We start from the raw sequence: 13,281 nt of genomic DNA, 5'->3' as shown, positions 1-13,281 counted from the left end.
AGCGCCCACCGAGCCAGCCAAAATCATCACTGGCCACACTCACAACCGGGTGATACGAATCCAGTTGATGTTCCATCCACCTTGCTGCGCGTATACGCCGAGGTTGTACGTGCCCGCGTTGACGTTGACCGTATGCGCGACGGTCTGCCAGTTCTGCCAGCCGCCGGTCGCCGGCACCTGCACCTGGCCCAGCACCGTGCCGCCTGCGTTGAGGTCGAGCGACAACGCGCCGCCGCCGGGGCTCGACACGCGGTACTCCACCCGATAGCTGCCGCTGCTGGGGAAGTTGACGTTGCTGTACGACAGCCAGTCGCCGCTGTCGATCCAGCCGACGTTGGAGCCGCCTTCCGAGCAGGCTTCCACTTGCACGCCGCTCTGCGCGGCGAAACTTTCGGCCTCCAGCGTGCGCGACCACGGGCTGCTGCCGCCGGCGTTATACACGCGAACGTAGTCGACGAGCATCTTCGCCGGCAACTTGCTTTCGTCGACGTTGAAGCCCGGCCAGTTGCCGCCGATGGCGAAGTTCAGCAGCAGAAAGAAGTCGCGATGGAACTCCTCGGTGCCGTTGACGCTGTTCTGGATGCTGGCTTCGTGGAACTTGTTGCCATCGACGTACCAGCGGATCGCATTCGCGTCCCACTCCACCGAGTACACATGCCAGTCGGTGACGCTGAGCAGGGTATTACCGCCGTACTGAGCGTAGTTGCCGTTGTGGTCGCGCCAGTGGATGGTGCCGTAGGTGCGGTCCTCGTTGTTGACGTGTTCCATGATGTCGATCTCGCCCGAGTCGGGCCAACCGACCTGGGGCAGATTGGCGCCCAGCGCCCAGAACGCCGGCCACGCGCCCATGAACGAGGGCAGCTTCATCCGCGCTTCGATCTTGCCGTACTTGAAGTTGCGGATGCCCTGGGTCTTCATGCGCGCGGAGGTGTAACGGAAACCGCCGAAATCCTCGCGCCGGGCGGTGATGGCCAGGGCGTTGTTCTCGATGCCGGCGTTCTCGCGCCGGTAGTACTCCAGCTCGTTGTTGCCCCAGCCGCTGCTGCCGTTGCCGGTTTCGAACACCCAGTCCGGTCCGATCGATCCGTTGAACTCGTCGCTCCATACCAGTTGCCAGTTCTGCGCCCAGGCGCCGCCGGCGAACAGGGAAACGACGAGGAACACCATGCCTTTCATCAACAGTTTCATGCTGTCTTCTCCTCGTGGGGAAACATGAGTGCCGGATCACGCCGCCAGGCGGCGCGAAGCCGCCGCGCGTAAGCGACACCCGCGAAAACAATCCGCATGCAGCGACGGCGCGAATCCGTTCCGTCCTCCGGCGAACGCGAACTCTTCAGTACGGTCGCGGATGCGCTCGATCCTATGCGAGCGCATGCGCCCGCGCAGGGCGCTGCGCCACAGCTTTTTCGCTTTCGCGCGGATGCGTGACGCAGGCCCGTTCGATGCGTGAGGGCGATAGATCCACGCCAATGTCGATTGCCGCGCGGAAGTTCGAGCGAGTAGTTGCGCTGTCGTGGCCGCGACGGCGGGACAGTCGCGAGGACTTTCGAAGCGACAGGCGGAATGTCTTGTGTCGTCTCGCCGCGATCGGTTCAAGTCATTGGGTTGGCTCGTGCTCACTCGCGCGCGGCGATTGCTTCGATTCGGCGCCGATCTACGCGCCAGTTCGCTGACCGAACCGGGAGCGAGGCGCTCGCTCCCGGGCCGGGTAACTCGCCGACGCCGCGCTCAATCCGGATTCATGGCCGCGAAGGTCTCTTCGTAGCGTCCGTCGCGTTCCGCCCATCGCCGCGCGCGGTCGCGTTCGACCAGCACTTCGCCGCGCGGATGATCTGCGCGCTCGAGCAACTGCATCACCTCCGCGACGTATTCCTCGACCGGGGTGGCGCGCGGATCCTCGGCCTGTTGCGGGCCGGTGAGTTGCGTCCGCACGTAGGGCGGGGCGAGTTCCAGCACTTCGACCGGAATCTTGCGCAGCTGATGACGCAACGATTGCAGCCACGAATGCACAAACGCCTTGCTGGCGCAGTAGGTCGGAAAGTCGGCGCGCGGTACGAAGGCGAGGTTGGAACTGGTCGCCATGATCGTCGCGTTCGCTTGCCGTTTCAGCATGGGCAGAAATGCCGCGGTGACCCGCAACACGCCGAGGATGTTGGTCTGCACGATCGCCTGCGCGTCGTCGGCGTTCCAATCGTCCGCGGCCAGGTTCTCGCTGCGCGAAATGCCGGCGTTGGCGATGAGCGCATTGAGTTCGGGGAAGCGCGCGCGGACCTCGCTCGCGAACGAGGACAGCGACACTGGATCGTCGAGATCGACGCACAGGCCGACCATGCCGGGGCGCGCCGCGGTCATCCGGTCGAGCAGCGCGCGTCGCCTGCCGGCGACGATGACGCGGTTGCCGCGATCGTGGAAGGCTTCGGCGAGTGCGCGGCCGATGCCGCTGGTGCCGCCGGTGATAAGCAGGGTGTTGCCGGTCGTCTTCATGCTTGCCTCGTGGTCGGGCCCGGGTTTCGGGCCAGATAAGGGAAAGGCCACGGCAAGCTCCGGAACGCGCCGCGGCGTCGTTCCGGCAAGACAGTCAGCATCACGAGGAACCCTGTTCGGGCGGGGCTCGATCGGGCGAAGGCCCGCGGAGCAGGGACGTGATGGCGTACCGTGGCACCTGTTGCATCGAGATCCCCTGCTGGGGCCCGCTCGACGAAGGGTGCGTTGGATGACGGTAACGCCTACGACAGCGCCGTTGAGGCGACTGCGGGCGCAAGGCTAAGGTTGCCGGCCGCCAGGGTCAAGCGCGGTCCGGGCCGGGCACGGTCTGATCCGCGATACTTCGAGGGAGTTTTCGTTTCCAGGCGCTTCACGCGCGACGGGCGCTCGAAAATCCCTTCGTCATGGACAATGACGCCAACCGCGCCGAGCATCGCCACGTGATCCCCAACACCACTCCGTACTACCTGCCGGTGACCCGCGAGGTCGCGCAGGCCTTCGTCGACGACGGGACGCTGCCCGCGTCGTCGATCGAGCGCGCGGCGCTGTCGGTGATGCTGGTGGTGCTGACCCAGGAGTATTCCAACGCCGCGATCAGCCGCCTGATCTTCGAGACCCACGGCTTGATGACGGCGAGTTCGCCCGAGGTGGCCGCGGCGCATCTGGACACGGGCCGACGCGCCATCGCGCAAGCGCAGCGCGCCGACATGCTGGACCGGCTGGCCGACAAGGGCGTGAATTTCGCCGACCCCGAGGACATGCAGCACGAGGCCTGGCGCGACGACGACGGCCGCTACGCGCACGCGTTCCAGGAGCGCTATCGTCAGCCGATGGACCGCTTCGAGATCGGTTTCGATCGCGCCGACCAGATCGACGAGCCGGCCACCGACGCGGATATTCCTTACGACACGCAAGCCGCCGATACCCAGGCCGCGCCGCGTAGGACCCGTCTGGTCATGGAGGGCACCCGCGATCAAGCCGTCGCCGCCCAGGTGATCGCGGCGGCGCCGGACGAACTGGTCAACCTCGACGCCTACGCCGGCACCGGCAAGACCCACTTGTTGCTGGCGATGGCCGGCGGTCTGGCCGGCGGCATGACCTATCTGGCGCCCACCGTCGCGCATATCCACGGTTTCAAGATCCGCGCCGGCGGCGCCGCGGCGGGCATCCAGACCGTGACCCAGACCGTGCTGGCCAATGCGACCGCCGCGGCCCACGCCCGCGCCGCGCGCCTGCGCTGGGCGCCGCGGGTGATCAAGACCACCCAGAGCCTGACCGCGCAGACCAAGATCGCCGGCGTCCCCAGCATCGACGGACGTCCGCCCGAAGCGGTCCTGGCGATCGTGCACAAGGCGCTGCGGGCATGGTGCTACAGCGCGGCGCCGGCGCTGGGCCAGTTCCATTTCGCGCGCCATGTGCCGTATGCGGCGATCGAGGCCAAGCGCTGGATCGAGATCGGCCAGCGGGTGTGGGAGTGCATGTTCGCCGGGCTCGGCAGCAACGACGCCGGCGCGGCCTTCGATATCAACACCGTGCATCTGGTCAAGTGGCTGTCGGTGCGCGGCGCGGTCGTTCCCGACGGCTACGGCACCTTGCTGGTCGACGAGGCCCACGACCTGTCCGCGCCGTGGCGGGCCTTGCTGCAGGCGTATCCCCACGGCTGCGTGCTGATGGGCGACCCGTATCAGCGTTTGTTCGGTCATGTGCCCAGGGCCACCCAGGCCAAGACCATCGTGATGAGCCAGTCGCTGCGCATGGGCGTGCAGGCCGCGCCGTTGATCGACCAGACCCTGGCGGTGGCGCAGGAGCGCCTGATCGAGTTTCCGCTGATCGGCGCGCCCGATCGCCTGACCCGCCACCGGATCTACCGCAACCGCGACGAGTTGCCGGGCCGCGCGCTGCGCGTCTTCGGCGGCGCCTGGGCCTTGCTGGAAGAGGCGCTGCGGATCAAGGCCGCCGGCGGCCGCTTCCGCCTGGTGCCGGCTTCGGCCGACGAAGTCGCCCGGCTGGCGCGGGCGGCGATTTCCCTGCACCTGAGCGGCGACACCTACGGGCGCCGCAGTCTCGGCGATTTCCGTTCGTGGTCGGCGTTTTCGCAGCACCTGGCCGACACCGGGCTGGGGTCGGTGGCGCGGATGATCGAACGCGGCTTCGGCAGCGACGATATCGATGCGCTGATGGCCGCGCAGGCCGAGCCGGGCACCGAACAGGTCACCCTCAGCCTGGTCCAGCACTGCAAGAACATGGAGGCCGACGCGGTGGTGCTGAGCCCGTGCTGCTACCTGGTGAACCGCGACGGCGAACCGCACAGCCCGGTCCGCGCCGCCTACCTGGCCATGACCCGCGCGCGCTTCGAGGTGTGGACGCCGGGCGATGGCCTGGACCGGCTCAAGGATGCGCAGCGCGATTTCGAGGTGGGCGCGGCCGGGTCGTGAGCGCAGGCCGCGAGCCGTCGCTGCGGGGGCAGGATCCCGCCGGGCCCGATCGCCGCGGATGGCCGGATCGGCAAAGCGCGCGCCGCGTTGCGATGTGATCGCAAGACGTAAATCTGTGGCCGATTCGATGATTTCAACTGTGCATCCCTGGGCTGGGTTGCGTGGCGAAATGCCGTTTTTTTAGCTGATTTCCGCATGGAAGCTGTAGCGCAACTTATCGATGCGACCGTGTCGACGCCGGCCGCGGGGCGATAGGCTTTACAATCCCGCGATTGTTCGGGCCGGCCCCGTCAAGGTGAACCGGTGGCGGTCCCGAGCCGCGCGACACGAGGCCCGGGCCGGATCAATCGAACTTCGCCCGTCGATCATTTGTAAGGAGTGTCCTGAGTGCCTACTTGGCTTGTAACCGGCGGCGCCGGCTTCATTGGCGGTAATTTCGTCCTCGATGCGGTCCAGCGCGGCATCAAGGTCGTCAACCTCGATGTCCTGACCTACGCCGGCAACCTCGACACCCTGAGCGTTCTCGATGGCGATGCGCGTCACGTCTTCGTCCAGGGCGACATTGGCGATGCGGACCTGCTCAAGCGCCTGCTGGCCGAGCACCGGCCCGACGCGGTGATCAATTTCGCCGCCGAGAGCCATGTCGACCGCTCCATCGACGGTCCGGCCGCGTTCGTGCAGACCAACGTGGTCGGCACCCTGAGCCTGCTCGAGCAGGTGCGCGACTACTGGAAGGCGCTCGATGCGCCGGCGCGCGACGCGTTCCGCTTCCTGCATGTATCGACCGACGAGGTCTACGGCTCGCTCGGCGACAGCGGCAAGTTCAGCGAGACCACGCCGTACGCGCCGAACTCGCCGTACTCGGCGTCGAAGGCGGCGTCGGATCATCTGGTCCGCGCGTTCCATCACACCTACGGCCTGCCGGTGCTGACCACCAACTGCTCGAACAACTACGGGCCGTTCCAGTTCCCGGAAAAACTCATTCCGTTGATCATCGCCAAGGCCCTGGCCGGCGAGCCGCTGCCGGTCTATGGCGACGGCCTCAACGTGCGCGACTGGCTGTTCGTCGGCGATCATTGCTCGGCGATCGCGCGCGTGCTCGAAGCCGGCCGCGTCGGCGAGACCTACAACGTCGGCGGCGATGCCGAGCGTCCCAACATCGTCGTGGTCCAGACCATCTGCGCACTGCTCGATCAGCGCCGCCCGCTCGCCGACGGCCGCGCGCGCGAGTCGCTGATCACCTACGTCAAGGACCGCCCGGGCCACGATCGCCGCTATGCGATCGACGCATCCAAGCTCAAGAACGAACTGGGCTGGACCCCGACGTTGACCTTCGAACAAGGCATCGCCCGCACCGTCGACTGGTACCTGGACAACCAGCCGTGGGTGCAGCGCGTGCTCGACGGCAGCTACCGGCTCGAACGCATCGGCCAGGCCTGAGCCCGGCACACTGAGGAGTTAGGCATGAACCGCAAGGGCATCATCCTCGCCGGCGGCTCCGGCACGCGGCTGTATCCGCTGACCCAGAGCATCAGCAAACAGCTGTTGCCGGTGTACGACAAGCCGATGATCTATTACCCGCTCAGCGTGCTGATGCTGGCGGGCATCCGCGAGGTGCTGATCATCAACACCCCGCATGAGCAGGCGCTGTTCAAGACCTTGCTCGGCGACGGTTCGCGCTGGGGCATGAAGATCGAATACGCGCAGCAGCCCAGCCCGGACGGACTGGCGCAGGCGTATCTGATCGGCCGCGAGTTCGTCGCCGGCCAGCCCAGCTGTCTGGTGCTAGGCGACAACATCTTCCACGGCCCGGGCCTGACCGCGATGCTCAAGCGCGCCGATCAGCGCGAGCACGGCGCGACCGTGTTCGGCTATTGGGTGCGCGATCCGGAGCGTTACGGCGTGGCCGAGTTCGATGCCGACCGCAAGGTCATCGGGCTGGAGGAAAAACCGCTCAAGCCGCGTTCGAACTACGCCGTCACCGGACTGTATTTCTACGACGGCCGCGCCAGCGACTTCGCCGCGACCTTGAAACCCTCGGCGCGCGGCGAACTGGAGATCACCGATCTCAACCGTCTGTACCTGGACGAAGGCTCGCTGCATCTGGAACAGCTCGGCCGCGGTTACGCCTGGCTCGACACCGGCACGCATCAGTCGTTGCTGGAAGCGTCCAACTTCATCGAAACCATCGAAGCGCGCCAGGGCCTGCGCATCTGCTGTCCGGAAGAGATCGCCTGGAACAACGGCTGGATCGACAACGCGCAACTGAGCGAACTGGCCCGGCCGCTGGCCAAGAACGGCTACGGCCAATACCTGCTCGGCCTAGCCGAGCGTGGCTTCGTGCCCTGAGGAAACCGTTTTGAAGATCATCGAAACCGATCTGCCGGGCTGTCTGATCGTCGAACCGCAGGTGTTCGGCGATGCGCGTGGGTATTTCTACGAATCGTTCAATCACGACAAACTGGCGGCGGTCGGGCTGAAGCCGAACTTCGTCCAGGGCAACGTGTCGTCCTCGGCGCGCGGCGTGCTGCGGGGCGTGCATTACCAGTGGCCCAATCCGCAGGGCAAGTTCATGTCGGTGATCGAAGGCGAGGTGTGGGATGTCGCGGTCGACATCCGCCGGGGTTCGCCGCATTACGGACGCTGGACCGCGGTGTTGCTCAGCGCCGAGAACAAGCGCCAGTTCTGGATCCCCGAAGGCTTCGCCCACGGCTTCGCCGTGCTCAGCGAACGCGCGGTCTTCAGTTATCTGTGCACCGCCACCTACGACCCCAAGGCCGATGCCGGCGTGCGCTGGGACGACCCCGAGCTGGCCATCGATTGGCCGGTCAGCGAACCGCTGCTGTCGGCCAAGGACACCACCGCGCCGTTGCTCAAGGACATCGCCGAAGACCGGTTGCCGGTGTACATGCCATGACAGAGCCGGCCATGACAGGGCCGGCCATGACAGGGCCGGCCATGAAGCTGTTGCTGCTCGGCGGCGACGGTCAGGTCGGTTTCGAACTGCGCCGTGCGCTGGCGCCGCTGGGCGAGGTCGTCGTCACCACCCGCGGCGGGACGCTCGCCGACGGCGGCGCCTGCGAAGCCCTGGATCTGGCCCAGGTCGATACGATCGAACCGCTGCTGCGGCGGGTGCGCCCCGACCATGTGGTCAATGCCACCGCCTACACCGCGGTGGATCGCGCCGAAACCGAACGCGAGCTCGCCTTCACCGTCAACGCGCAGGCGCCGGGCCGGCTGGCCGAGCTGTGCGCGGCCGACGGCATCGGCCTGCTGCATTATTCGACCGATTACGTGTTCGACGGCAGCGGCACCCGCCCGTACCTCGACACCGATCCGACCGGCCCGCTCGGCGCGTACGGCGAGAGCAAACTCGCCGGCGAACAGGCGATCGCCGCCAGCGGCGCGCGTCATCTGATCCTGCGCACCGCCTGGGTCTACGCGACCCGCGGCGGCAACTTCCTGCGCACCATGCTGCGCATGGGCGCCGAGCGCGAGGAACTGCGCGTGGTCGCCGACCAGCACGGTTCGCCGACTCCGGCCTGGCTGCTGGCCGACGCGGCCGCGCAGGTGTTGGGCCAGGGCATCGCCGAATCGGGCGTGCGCCATCTGGTCGCCGCCGGCCAGACCAGCTGGCACGGGTTCGCCGAGGCGATCTTCGACGAAGCCCATGCGCGCGGCCTGATCGAACGCAAGCCGCGGGTGCTGCCGATTACCACCGCCGAATACCCGACCCCGGCCCGCCGTCCGGCCTATTCGGTGCTCGACAGCCGCCACCTGCAGGACGAGTACGGCCTGACGATTCCGCAATGGCGCGACGCCTTGCGCACGACCCTGGATCGCGACAAGCCCGGCGCATAACCCCCGCGCCGGCTCCGTGTAGGAGCGGCGCAAGCCGCGACCGCGAATCGACAACCGCGTCGTAACCACAATCGCCCGTGCCGTTGTTCGACGCATACACCGGGAATAGTGCGGTGTTGCCGTTGCCGCTGCTGGTATCGACAGCGACGAAGCGATCCGGCGACCTCGTGGTCGCGGATCGCGCCGCTCCTGCAGGAAGCTCATACAACCGCACCCGGCCGATTGTGCCGGCCCCGCCCTCGTGCCTATGATCGCCGCGTCGCGGATGCGACGGCCGTCGCGGGTCCGGGGAGGACGCGGCGGTCGGGGTTCGCCGCGCGCCATTGCGCACGGCGGACGAACAGGGACTTCGCCGCCTGACGGTTGCGATCGAATCGATACGGTCACAGGGGACCACCATGAATCATCTGCGATGCGCGCTGCTGCTTGCGGGCCTGCTCACGGCCGCCGCCATGACCTCGGCGCTTGCGGCGACCGAATCGGCCAGCGCCGCCACCGTCGATGTCGACGCCTTCGTCAAGGCCGACACCTTCAGCGACATCAAGCTGTCGCCGACCGGCGAGTTCTACGCCGCCTCGGTGCCGATGGGCGATGAAACCGGCCTGGTGATCTTCACCCGCACCGACATGAAGATGGCCGGCTCGTTCCGGCTCGGCAAGAACAACCACGTCGCCGATTTCGATTGGGTCAGCCCGACCCGGCTGCTGATCAGCATGGCGCAGAAACTCGGTTCGCGCGACGAGCCGATCCCGACCGGCGAGATCTACGCGATCAACGCCAACGGCACCGGCGTCGACGTGCTGGTCGGCTACCGCCTGCAGGTGAACAACACCGGCACCCGCATCCAGCCGAAGAAGGTCGAAGCGGTGGCCGCCTACCTGGTCGACGACCTGCCGGGCGACGACAAGCGCGTGGTGATCTCGGTGCAGCAGTTCAGCGCCGACGCCTACACCCGCGCCGAACACCTGGACGTGTTCAGCGGCCGCCGCAACGCCATCACCATCGCGCCGGTGCGCAACGCCGACTACTACACCGACAACGCCGGCGTGGTCCGCTTCGCGCTCGGCTACGGCACCGACTACGTGCGCAAGCTGTTCTACCGCGGCAACGACAAGGTCGAGTGGGAACTGCTGCGTTCGGACGATGACGACGAGGGCATGGACATCCCGATCGGCTTTTCCGCTGACAACGTCACCGCGTATTTCCGCAGCGAACAGGCGCAAGGGCCCGACGCGATCGTCGCCTATGACACGGCGGCCAAGACCCGCAAGGAACTGCTGCGCGACAAGGTCGCCGACCCGGCGCGGATCATCTACAAGCCGCGCAGCCACGTACCGGTCGGGGTGTTCTATTACGACGGCAAGCCGCGCACCGCGTTCTTCGACAAGACCTCGCCGGAAGCACGCCAATACCGCAGCCTGGAAGCGGCGTTCGCCGGCGACGCGGTGCGCATCACCTCGCAGACCGACGATGGCAAGCTGGCGCTGGTGCAGGTCTGGAACGACCGCAATCCCGGCGACGTGTACCTGTTCGACAACGAGAGCAAGCATGCCGCGCATGCGGTCAGCCGGCGCGCCTGGTTCGATCCGGCCAAGTCCGCGCCGGTGCGCGCGGTCACGCTCAAGGCGCGCGACGGGCTGAGCCTGTCGGGCCTGTTGACCACGCCCAACGGCAGCAACGGCAAATCGCTGCCGCTGGTGGTGATGCCGCACGGCGGTCCGTTCGGCATCCAGGACCTGTGGTATTTCGACGACGACCCGCAGTTGCTTGCGGCCGCCGGTTACGCGGTGCTGCAGCTCAACTATCGCGGCTCGGGCGGCTACGGCCGCGCGTTCCTGCACGCGGGCAAGCGCGAGTGGGGCGGCAAGATGCAGGACGATCTGACCGACGCGACGCGTTGGGCGATCGAGCAGGGCATCGCCGATCCGTCGCGCATCTGCTTGTACGGCGCGAGCTACGGCGGCTATGCCTCGCTGATGGGCGTGGCCAAGGAGCCGACCCTGTACAAGTGCGCGGCCGGCTATGTCGGCGTGTACGACCTGCCGATGATGCACACCACCGGCGACGTGCAGAAGCGCGGCTCGGGCGAAAGCTATCTGCGCAGCTGGCTCGGCCCGCCGGACACGCTCGACAAGGTATCGCCCACGCGCCTGGCCGACCGGATCAAGGTGCCGGTGTTCCTCGCCGCGGGCGGCGAAGACCAGCGCGCGCCGCAGGCGCACAGCGAGAAGATGGAGAAGGCGCTGCGCCAGGCCGGCGTGCCGGTGGAGACGCTGTATTACAAGACCGAAGGCCATGGCTTCTACGAGGAAGCGCATAAGCGCGAGTTCTATTCGCGGCTGTTGGCGTTTTTATCGCGGTCGTTGGGCGGGAAGACCGCGGCGCCGGTCAAGGTCGAGGCGGCGGGCAAGAAATAGCGCGAGCCACGAGAGCAGGGCGGTGTGATCGGCCGCCTTGCCGGTGAACGAGGTTGCGTTNNCGCGCCGCTCCTGCATGGGCTCCCTGTAGGAGCGGCGCGAGCCGCGACTGCGACAATAAAAAAACGGCGCCACCCGGCGCCGTTTTCGTTCTGCAAATCCCGAATCCCCAAATCTCGAATCGCGGCCTCAATCACTTCAACCCGTGCATCCACCGTTTGAGCAACGGCGCCAACAACAAGAACAGCACGCCCGACCCGATCCCCAGCCACATCAGCATCGAGAACAGTTCGCCGTATTTGACCGAGGCCGCGGCCATGTCGATCGTGCCGCCCTCGGGAATCTCGACCGAAGCGATCTTCGCCAATTGCGCCGCCAGCACTTCCGAAAACGCGGTCGCCAGCCAGAACGCGCCCATCATCAGGCCGACCACGCGCGCGACCGACAGCTGGGTCACCGCCGACAGGCCGATCGGCGACAAACACATCTCGCCGACTTCGAGGATGAAATACGCCGCGACCAGATACCACACGCTGGCCATCTCGCCGCCGCCGGACACCTTGGCCGCGGCCATCAGCGGCAGGAACGACAGGCCAGCCAGGATCAGGCCCAGCGACATCGTCAGCGGCTTGCTCGGGCTATGGCCCTTGCGCCCGAGCCACGGCCACAGCCACGAGAACAGCGGCGCCAGCACGACGATGAAGAACGGGCCGAGGTAAGTCAGCGAGCCGGCGGTTTGCGGCACCAGCACCACATCGTGCGCGGTCGCCAGGGCCAAGCTCAGGGTCAATACGCCGACCAGCAGCTTGGCCACGCCGTCGCGGCCGCGATCGCTCGCTATCAATGCGGCGATCATCAGCGGCGGGCTCAGCGCCATCGAGAACAACGACCACGGCAAGGTCGGCGCGTACTGGCCCAGGGCCAGGCCGAACATGTCCTTGGTCATCAGCCGGTCGTTGAACGTCACCCACGAACCGTAGGTCTGCTCGTACAGGGTGAAGAAGATCAACACCGCGAAGATCAGGATCACCAACGCGAGCATGCGTTCGCGTTCGACCCGGTCGCAGCCGCGCGCGATGAAGCCGAAGAACCAGATCAGGAACACCAGCAAGGTCGCGAGCATGATGCCCAGCGCCGCGGTGAAGCTCACCTCGCCGATGGCGAGGGTGACCTGCGAAGCGAGCTGGATCGTGCCCCACAGCACCAGCACGCCGAGCGCGGTGCCCACATAAATCCATGCTTCGCGCGACAGCCTGAAAGCGGCCGGGCCGACCTTCTCGCGCAGCCTGGTCGGCTCGGCGGGTTCGGCGAGGCCGCGCAGATAGCGCTGGCCCCACAGGAACATCGCCAGGCCCGCGATCATGCCGATGCCGGCCGCGCCGAAGCCGTATTTCCAGCCGTAGGTTTCGCCGAGGAAGGCGCAGATCAGCGATGAGAACAAGGCACCGACGTTGATGCCGGCGTAGAACAGGGTGAAGCCCGAGTCGCGGCGTGGATCGTCGAGCGCGTACAGCTTGCCGACGATGGTCGAGATGTTGGGCTTCAGGAACCCCACGCCGCCGATGATCAGCGCCAGCGACAGGTAGAACACTTGCATTGCGATTTCGTCGCGCACCACCACGCCATTGACCATCTTCGCCGCGTGGCCCTCGTAGGCCATGCCCAGGTGGCCGAGCACCAGCAGCACGCCGCCGAGCACCACCGCCTTGCGCATGCCCAGGTAACGGTCGGCCAGCACGCCGCCGATCACCGGCACCGCGTACACCAGGCCGCCATAGGCGCCGATCAGGTCGTAGCCGGCGTCGTCGCCGAACAGGTGGTATTTCAGCAAGTACAGCAGCAGCAGCGCCTTCATTCCGTAGAACGAGAAGCGCTCCCACATCTCGGTGAAGAAGCACACGTACAGGCCCTTGGGATGGCCGAGGAAGTCGTTGCCGTGGGGCGCGTCGGGCGCCGGGGTCGACAGGGTGCTGGCTGCGGGCACGAGTGGATTCCCTTCGGTCCGGGAGCGGGCCGGGACGCGGAGTATAGGGTTATGGGCCTTGGCGGCCCTCATCCGCCCTTCGGGCACCTTCTCCCGCGAG

General features: G+C 66.8%; 9 protein-coding genes. 6 read left to right on the top strand and 3 right to left on the bottom strand.

Annotated elements, in window-relative coordinates:
• Nucleotides 1-39: 39 nt before the first annotated feature.
• Nucleotides 40-1,188 (bottom strand): carbohydrate-binding protein, encoded by a 1,149-nt coding sequence (locus tag ASD86_RS24020; RefSeq protein WP_056116840.1) that lies wholly within the window; start codon nucleotides 1,186-1,188, stop codon nucleotides 40-42.
• Nucleotides 1,189-1,728: 540 nt separating this feature from the next.
• Nucleotides 1,729-2,484 carry an SDR family NAD(P)-dependent oxidoreductase gene (locus ASD86_RS24015; protein ID WP_056116838.1) on the bottom strand — a complete coding sequence of 252 codons (756 nt, stop codon included), beginning with the start codon at nucleotides 2,482-2,484 and terminating at the stop codon, nucleotides 1,729-1,731.
• A gap of 404 nt (nucleotides 2,485-2,888) precedes the next feature.
• Between ASD86_RS24015 and ASD86_RS24010 the strand changes: the two genes are divergently transcribed.
• From ASD86_RS24010 to ASD86_RS23985, 6 genes are all read left to right on the top strand, one after another.
• Nucleotides 2,889-4,919 (top strand): hypothetical protein, encoded by a 2,031-nt coding sequence (locus tag ASD86_RS24010; RefSeq protein ID WP_056116836.1) that lies wholly within the window; start codon nucleotides 2,889-2,891, stop codon nucleotides 4,917-4,919.
• 387 nt (nucleotides 4,920-5,306) lie between these two features.
• On the top strand, nucleotides 5,307-6,359 hold the full coding sequence (rfbB, locus tag ASD86_RS24005; RefSeq protein ID WP_056116834.1) for a dTDP-glucose 4,6-dehydratase: 1,053 nt from the start codon (nucleotides 5,307-5,309) through the stop codon (nucleotides 6,357-6,359).
• A gap of 24 nt (nucleotides 6,360-6,383) precedes the next feature.
• Nucleotides 6,384-7,268 carry a glucose-1-phosphate thymidylyltransferase RfbA gene (gene rfbA / locus ASD86_RS24000; RefSeq protein WP_056116833.1) on the top strand — a complete coding sequence of 295 codons (885 nt, stop codon included), beginning with the start codon at nucleotides 6,384-6,386 and terminating at the stop codon, nucleotides 7,266-7,268.
• Nucleotides 7,269-7,278: 10 nt separating this feature from the next.
• A complete protein-coding gene (gene rfbC / locus ASD86_RS23995; RefSeq protein ID WP_056116830.1) occupies nucleotides 7,279-7,836 on the top strand; it encodes a dTDP-4-dehydrorhamnose 3,5-epimerase in 558 nt (185 codons plus the stop codon).
• 41 nt (nucleotides 7,837-7,877) lie between these two features.
• Nucleotides 7,878-8,780, top strand: a complete 903-nt coding sequence (rfbD, locus tag ASD86_RS23990) for a dTDP-4-dehydrorhamnose reductase (RefSeq protein WP_056116826.1) — start codon at nucleotides 7,878-7,880, stop codon at nucleotides 8,778-8,780.
• A 452-nt stretch (nucleotides 8,781-9,232) separates the two neighbouring features.
• Nucleotides 9,233-11,197, top strand: coding sequence for a S9 family peptidase (locus tag ASD86_RS23985; protein WP_056117382.1), 1,965 nt, complete (start codon nucleotides 9,233-9,235; stop codon nucleotides 11,195-11,197).
• Nucleotides 11,198-11,390: 193 nt separating this feature from the next.
• Here the strand turns inward: ASD86_RS23985 and ASD86_RS23980 are convergent, their stop codons facing one another.
• A complete protein-coding gene (locus tag ASD86_RS23980; RefSeq protein WP_235567883.1) occupies nucleotides 11,391-13,181 on the bottom strand; it encodes an oligopeptide:H+ symporter in 1,791 nt (596 codons plus the stop codon).
• Nucleotides 13,182-13,281 lie beyond the last annotated feature (100 nt).

The organism is Lysobacter sp. Root690 (genome assembly GCF_001427785.1).
GTDB lineage: Bacteria > Pseudomonadota > Gammaproteobacteria > Xanthomonadales > Xanthomonadaceae > Lysobacter.
Note: the sequence above shows the minus strand (reverse complement) of the source record. Positions and strands in the feature narration are given on the sequence as shown.

Coding starts and splice junctions, on each gene's coding strand:
- ASD86_RS24015 (WP_056116838.1), bottom strand. CDS start 2,484: ATGAAGACGACCGGCAACACCCTGCTTATCACCGGCGGCACCAGCGGC.
- ASD86_RS24010 (WP_056116836.1), top strand. CDS start 2,889: ATGGACAATGACGCCAACCGCGCCGAGCATCGCCACGTGATCCCCAAC.
- rfbA (WP_056116833.1), top strand. CDS start 6,384: ATGAACCGCAAGGGCATCATCCTCGCCGGCGGCTCCGGCACGCGGCTG.
- rfbD (WP_056116826.1), top strand. CDS start 7,878: ATGAAGCTGTTGCTGCTCGGCGGCGACGGTCAGGTCGGTTTCGAACTG.
- ASD86_RS23985 (WP_056117382.1), top strand. CDS start 9,233: ATGACCTCGGCGCTTGCGGCGACCGAATCGGCCAGCGCCGCCACCGTC.
- ASD86_RS24020 (WP_056116840.1), bottom strand. CDS start 1,188: ATGAAACTGTTGATGAAAGGCATGGTGTTCCTCGTCGTTTCCCTGTTC.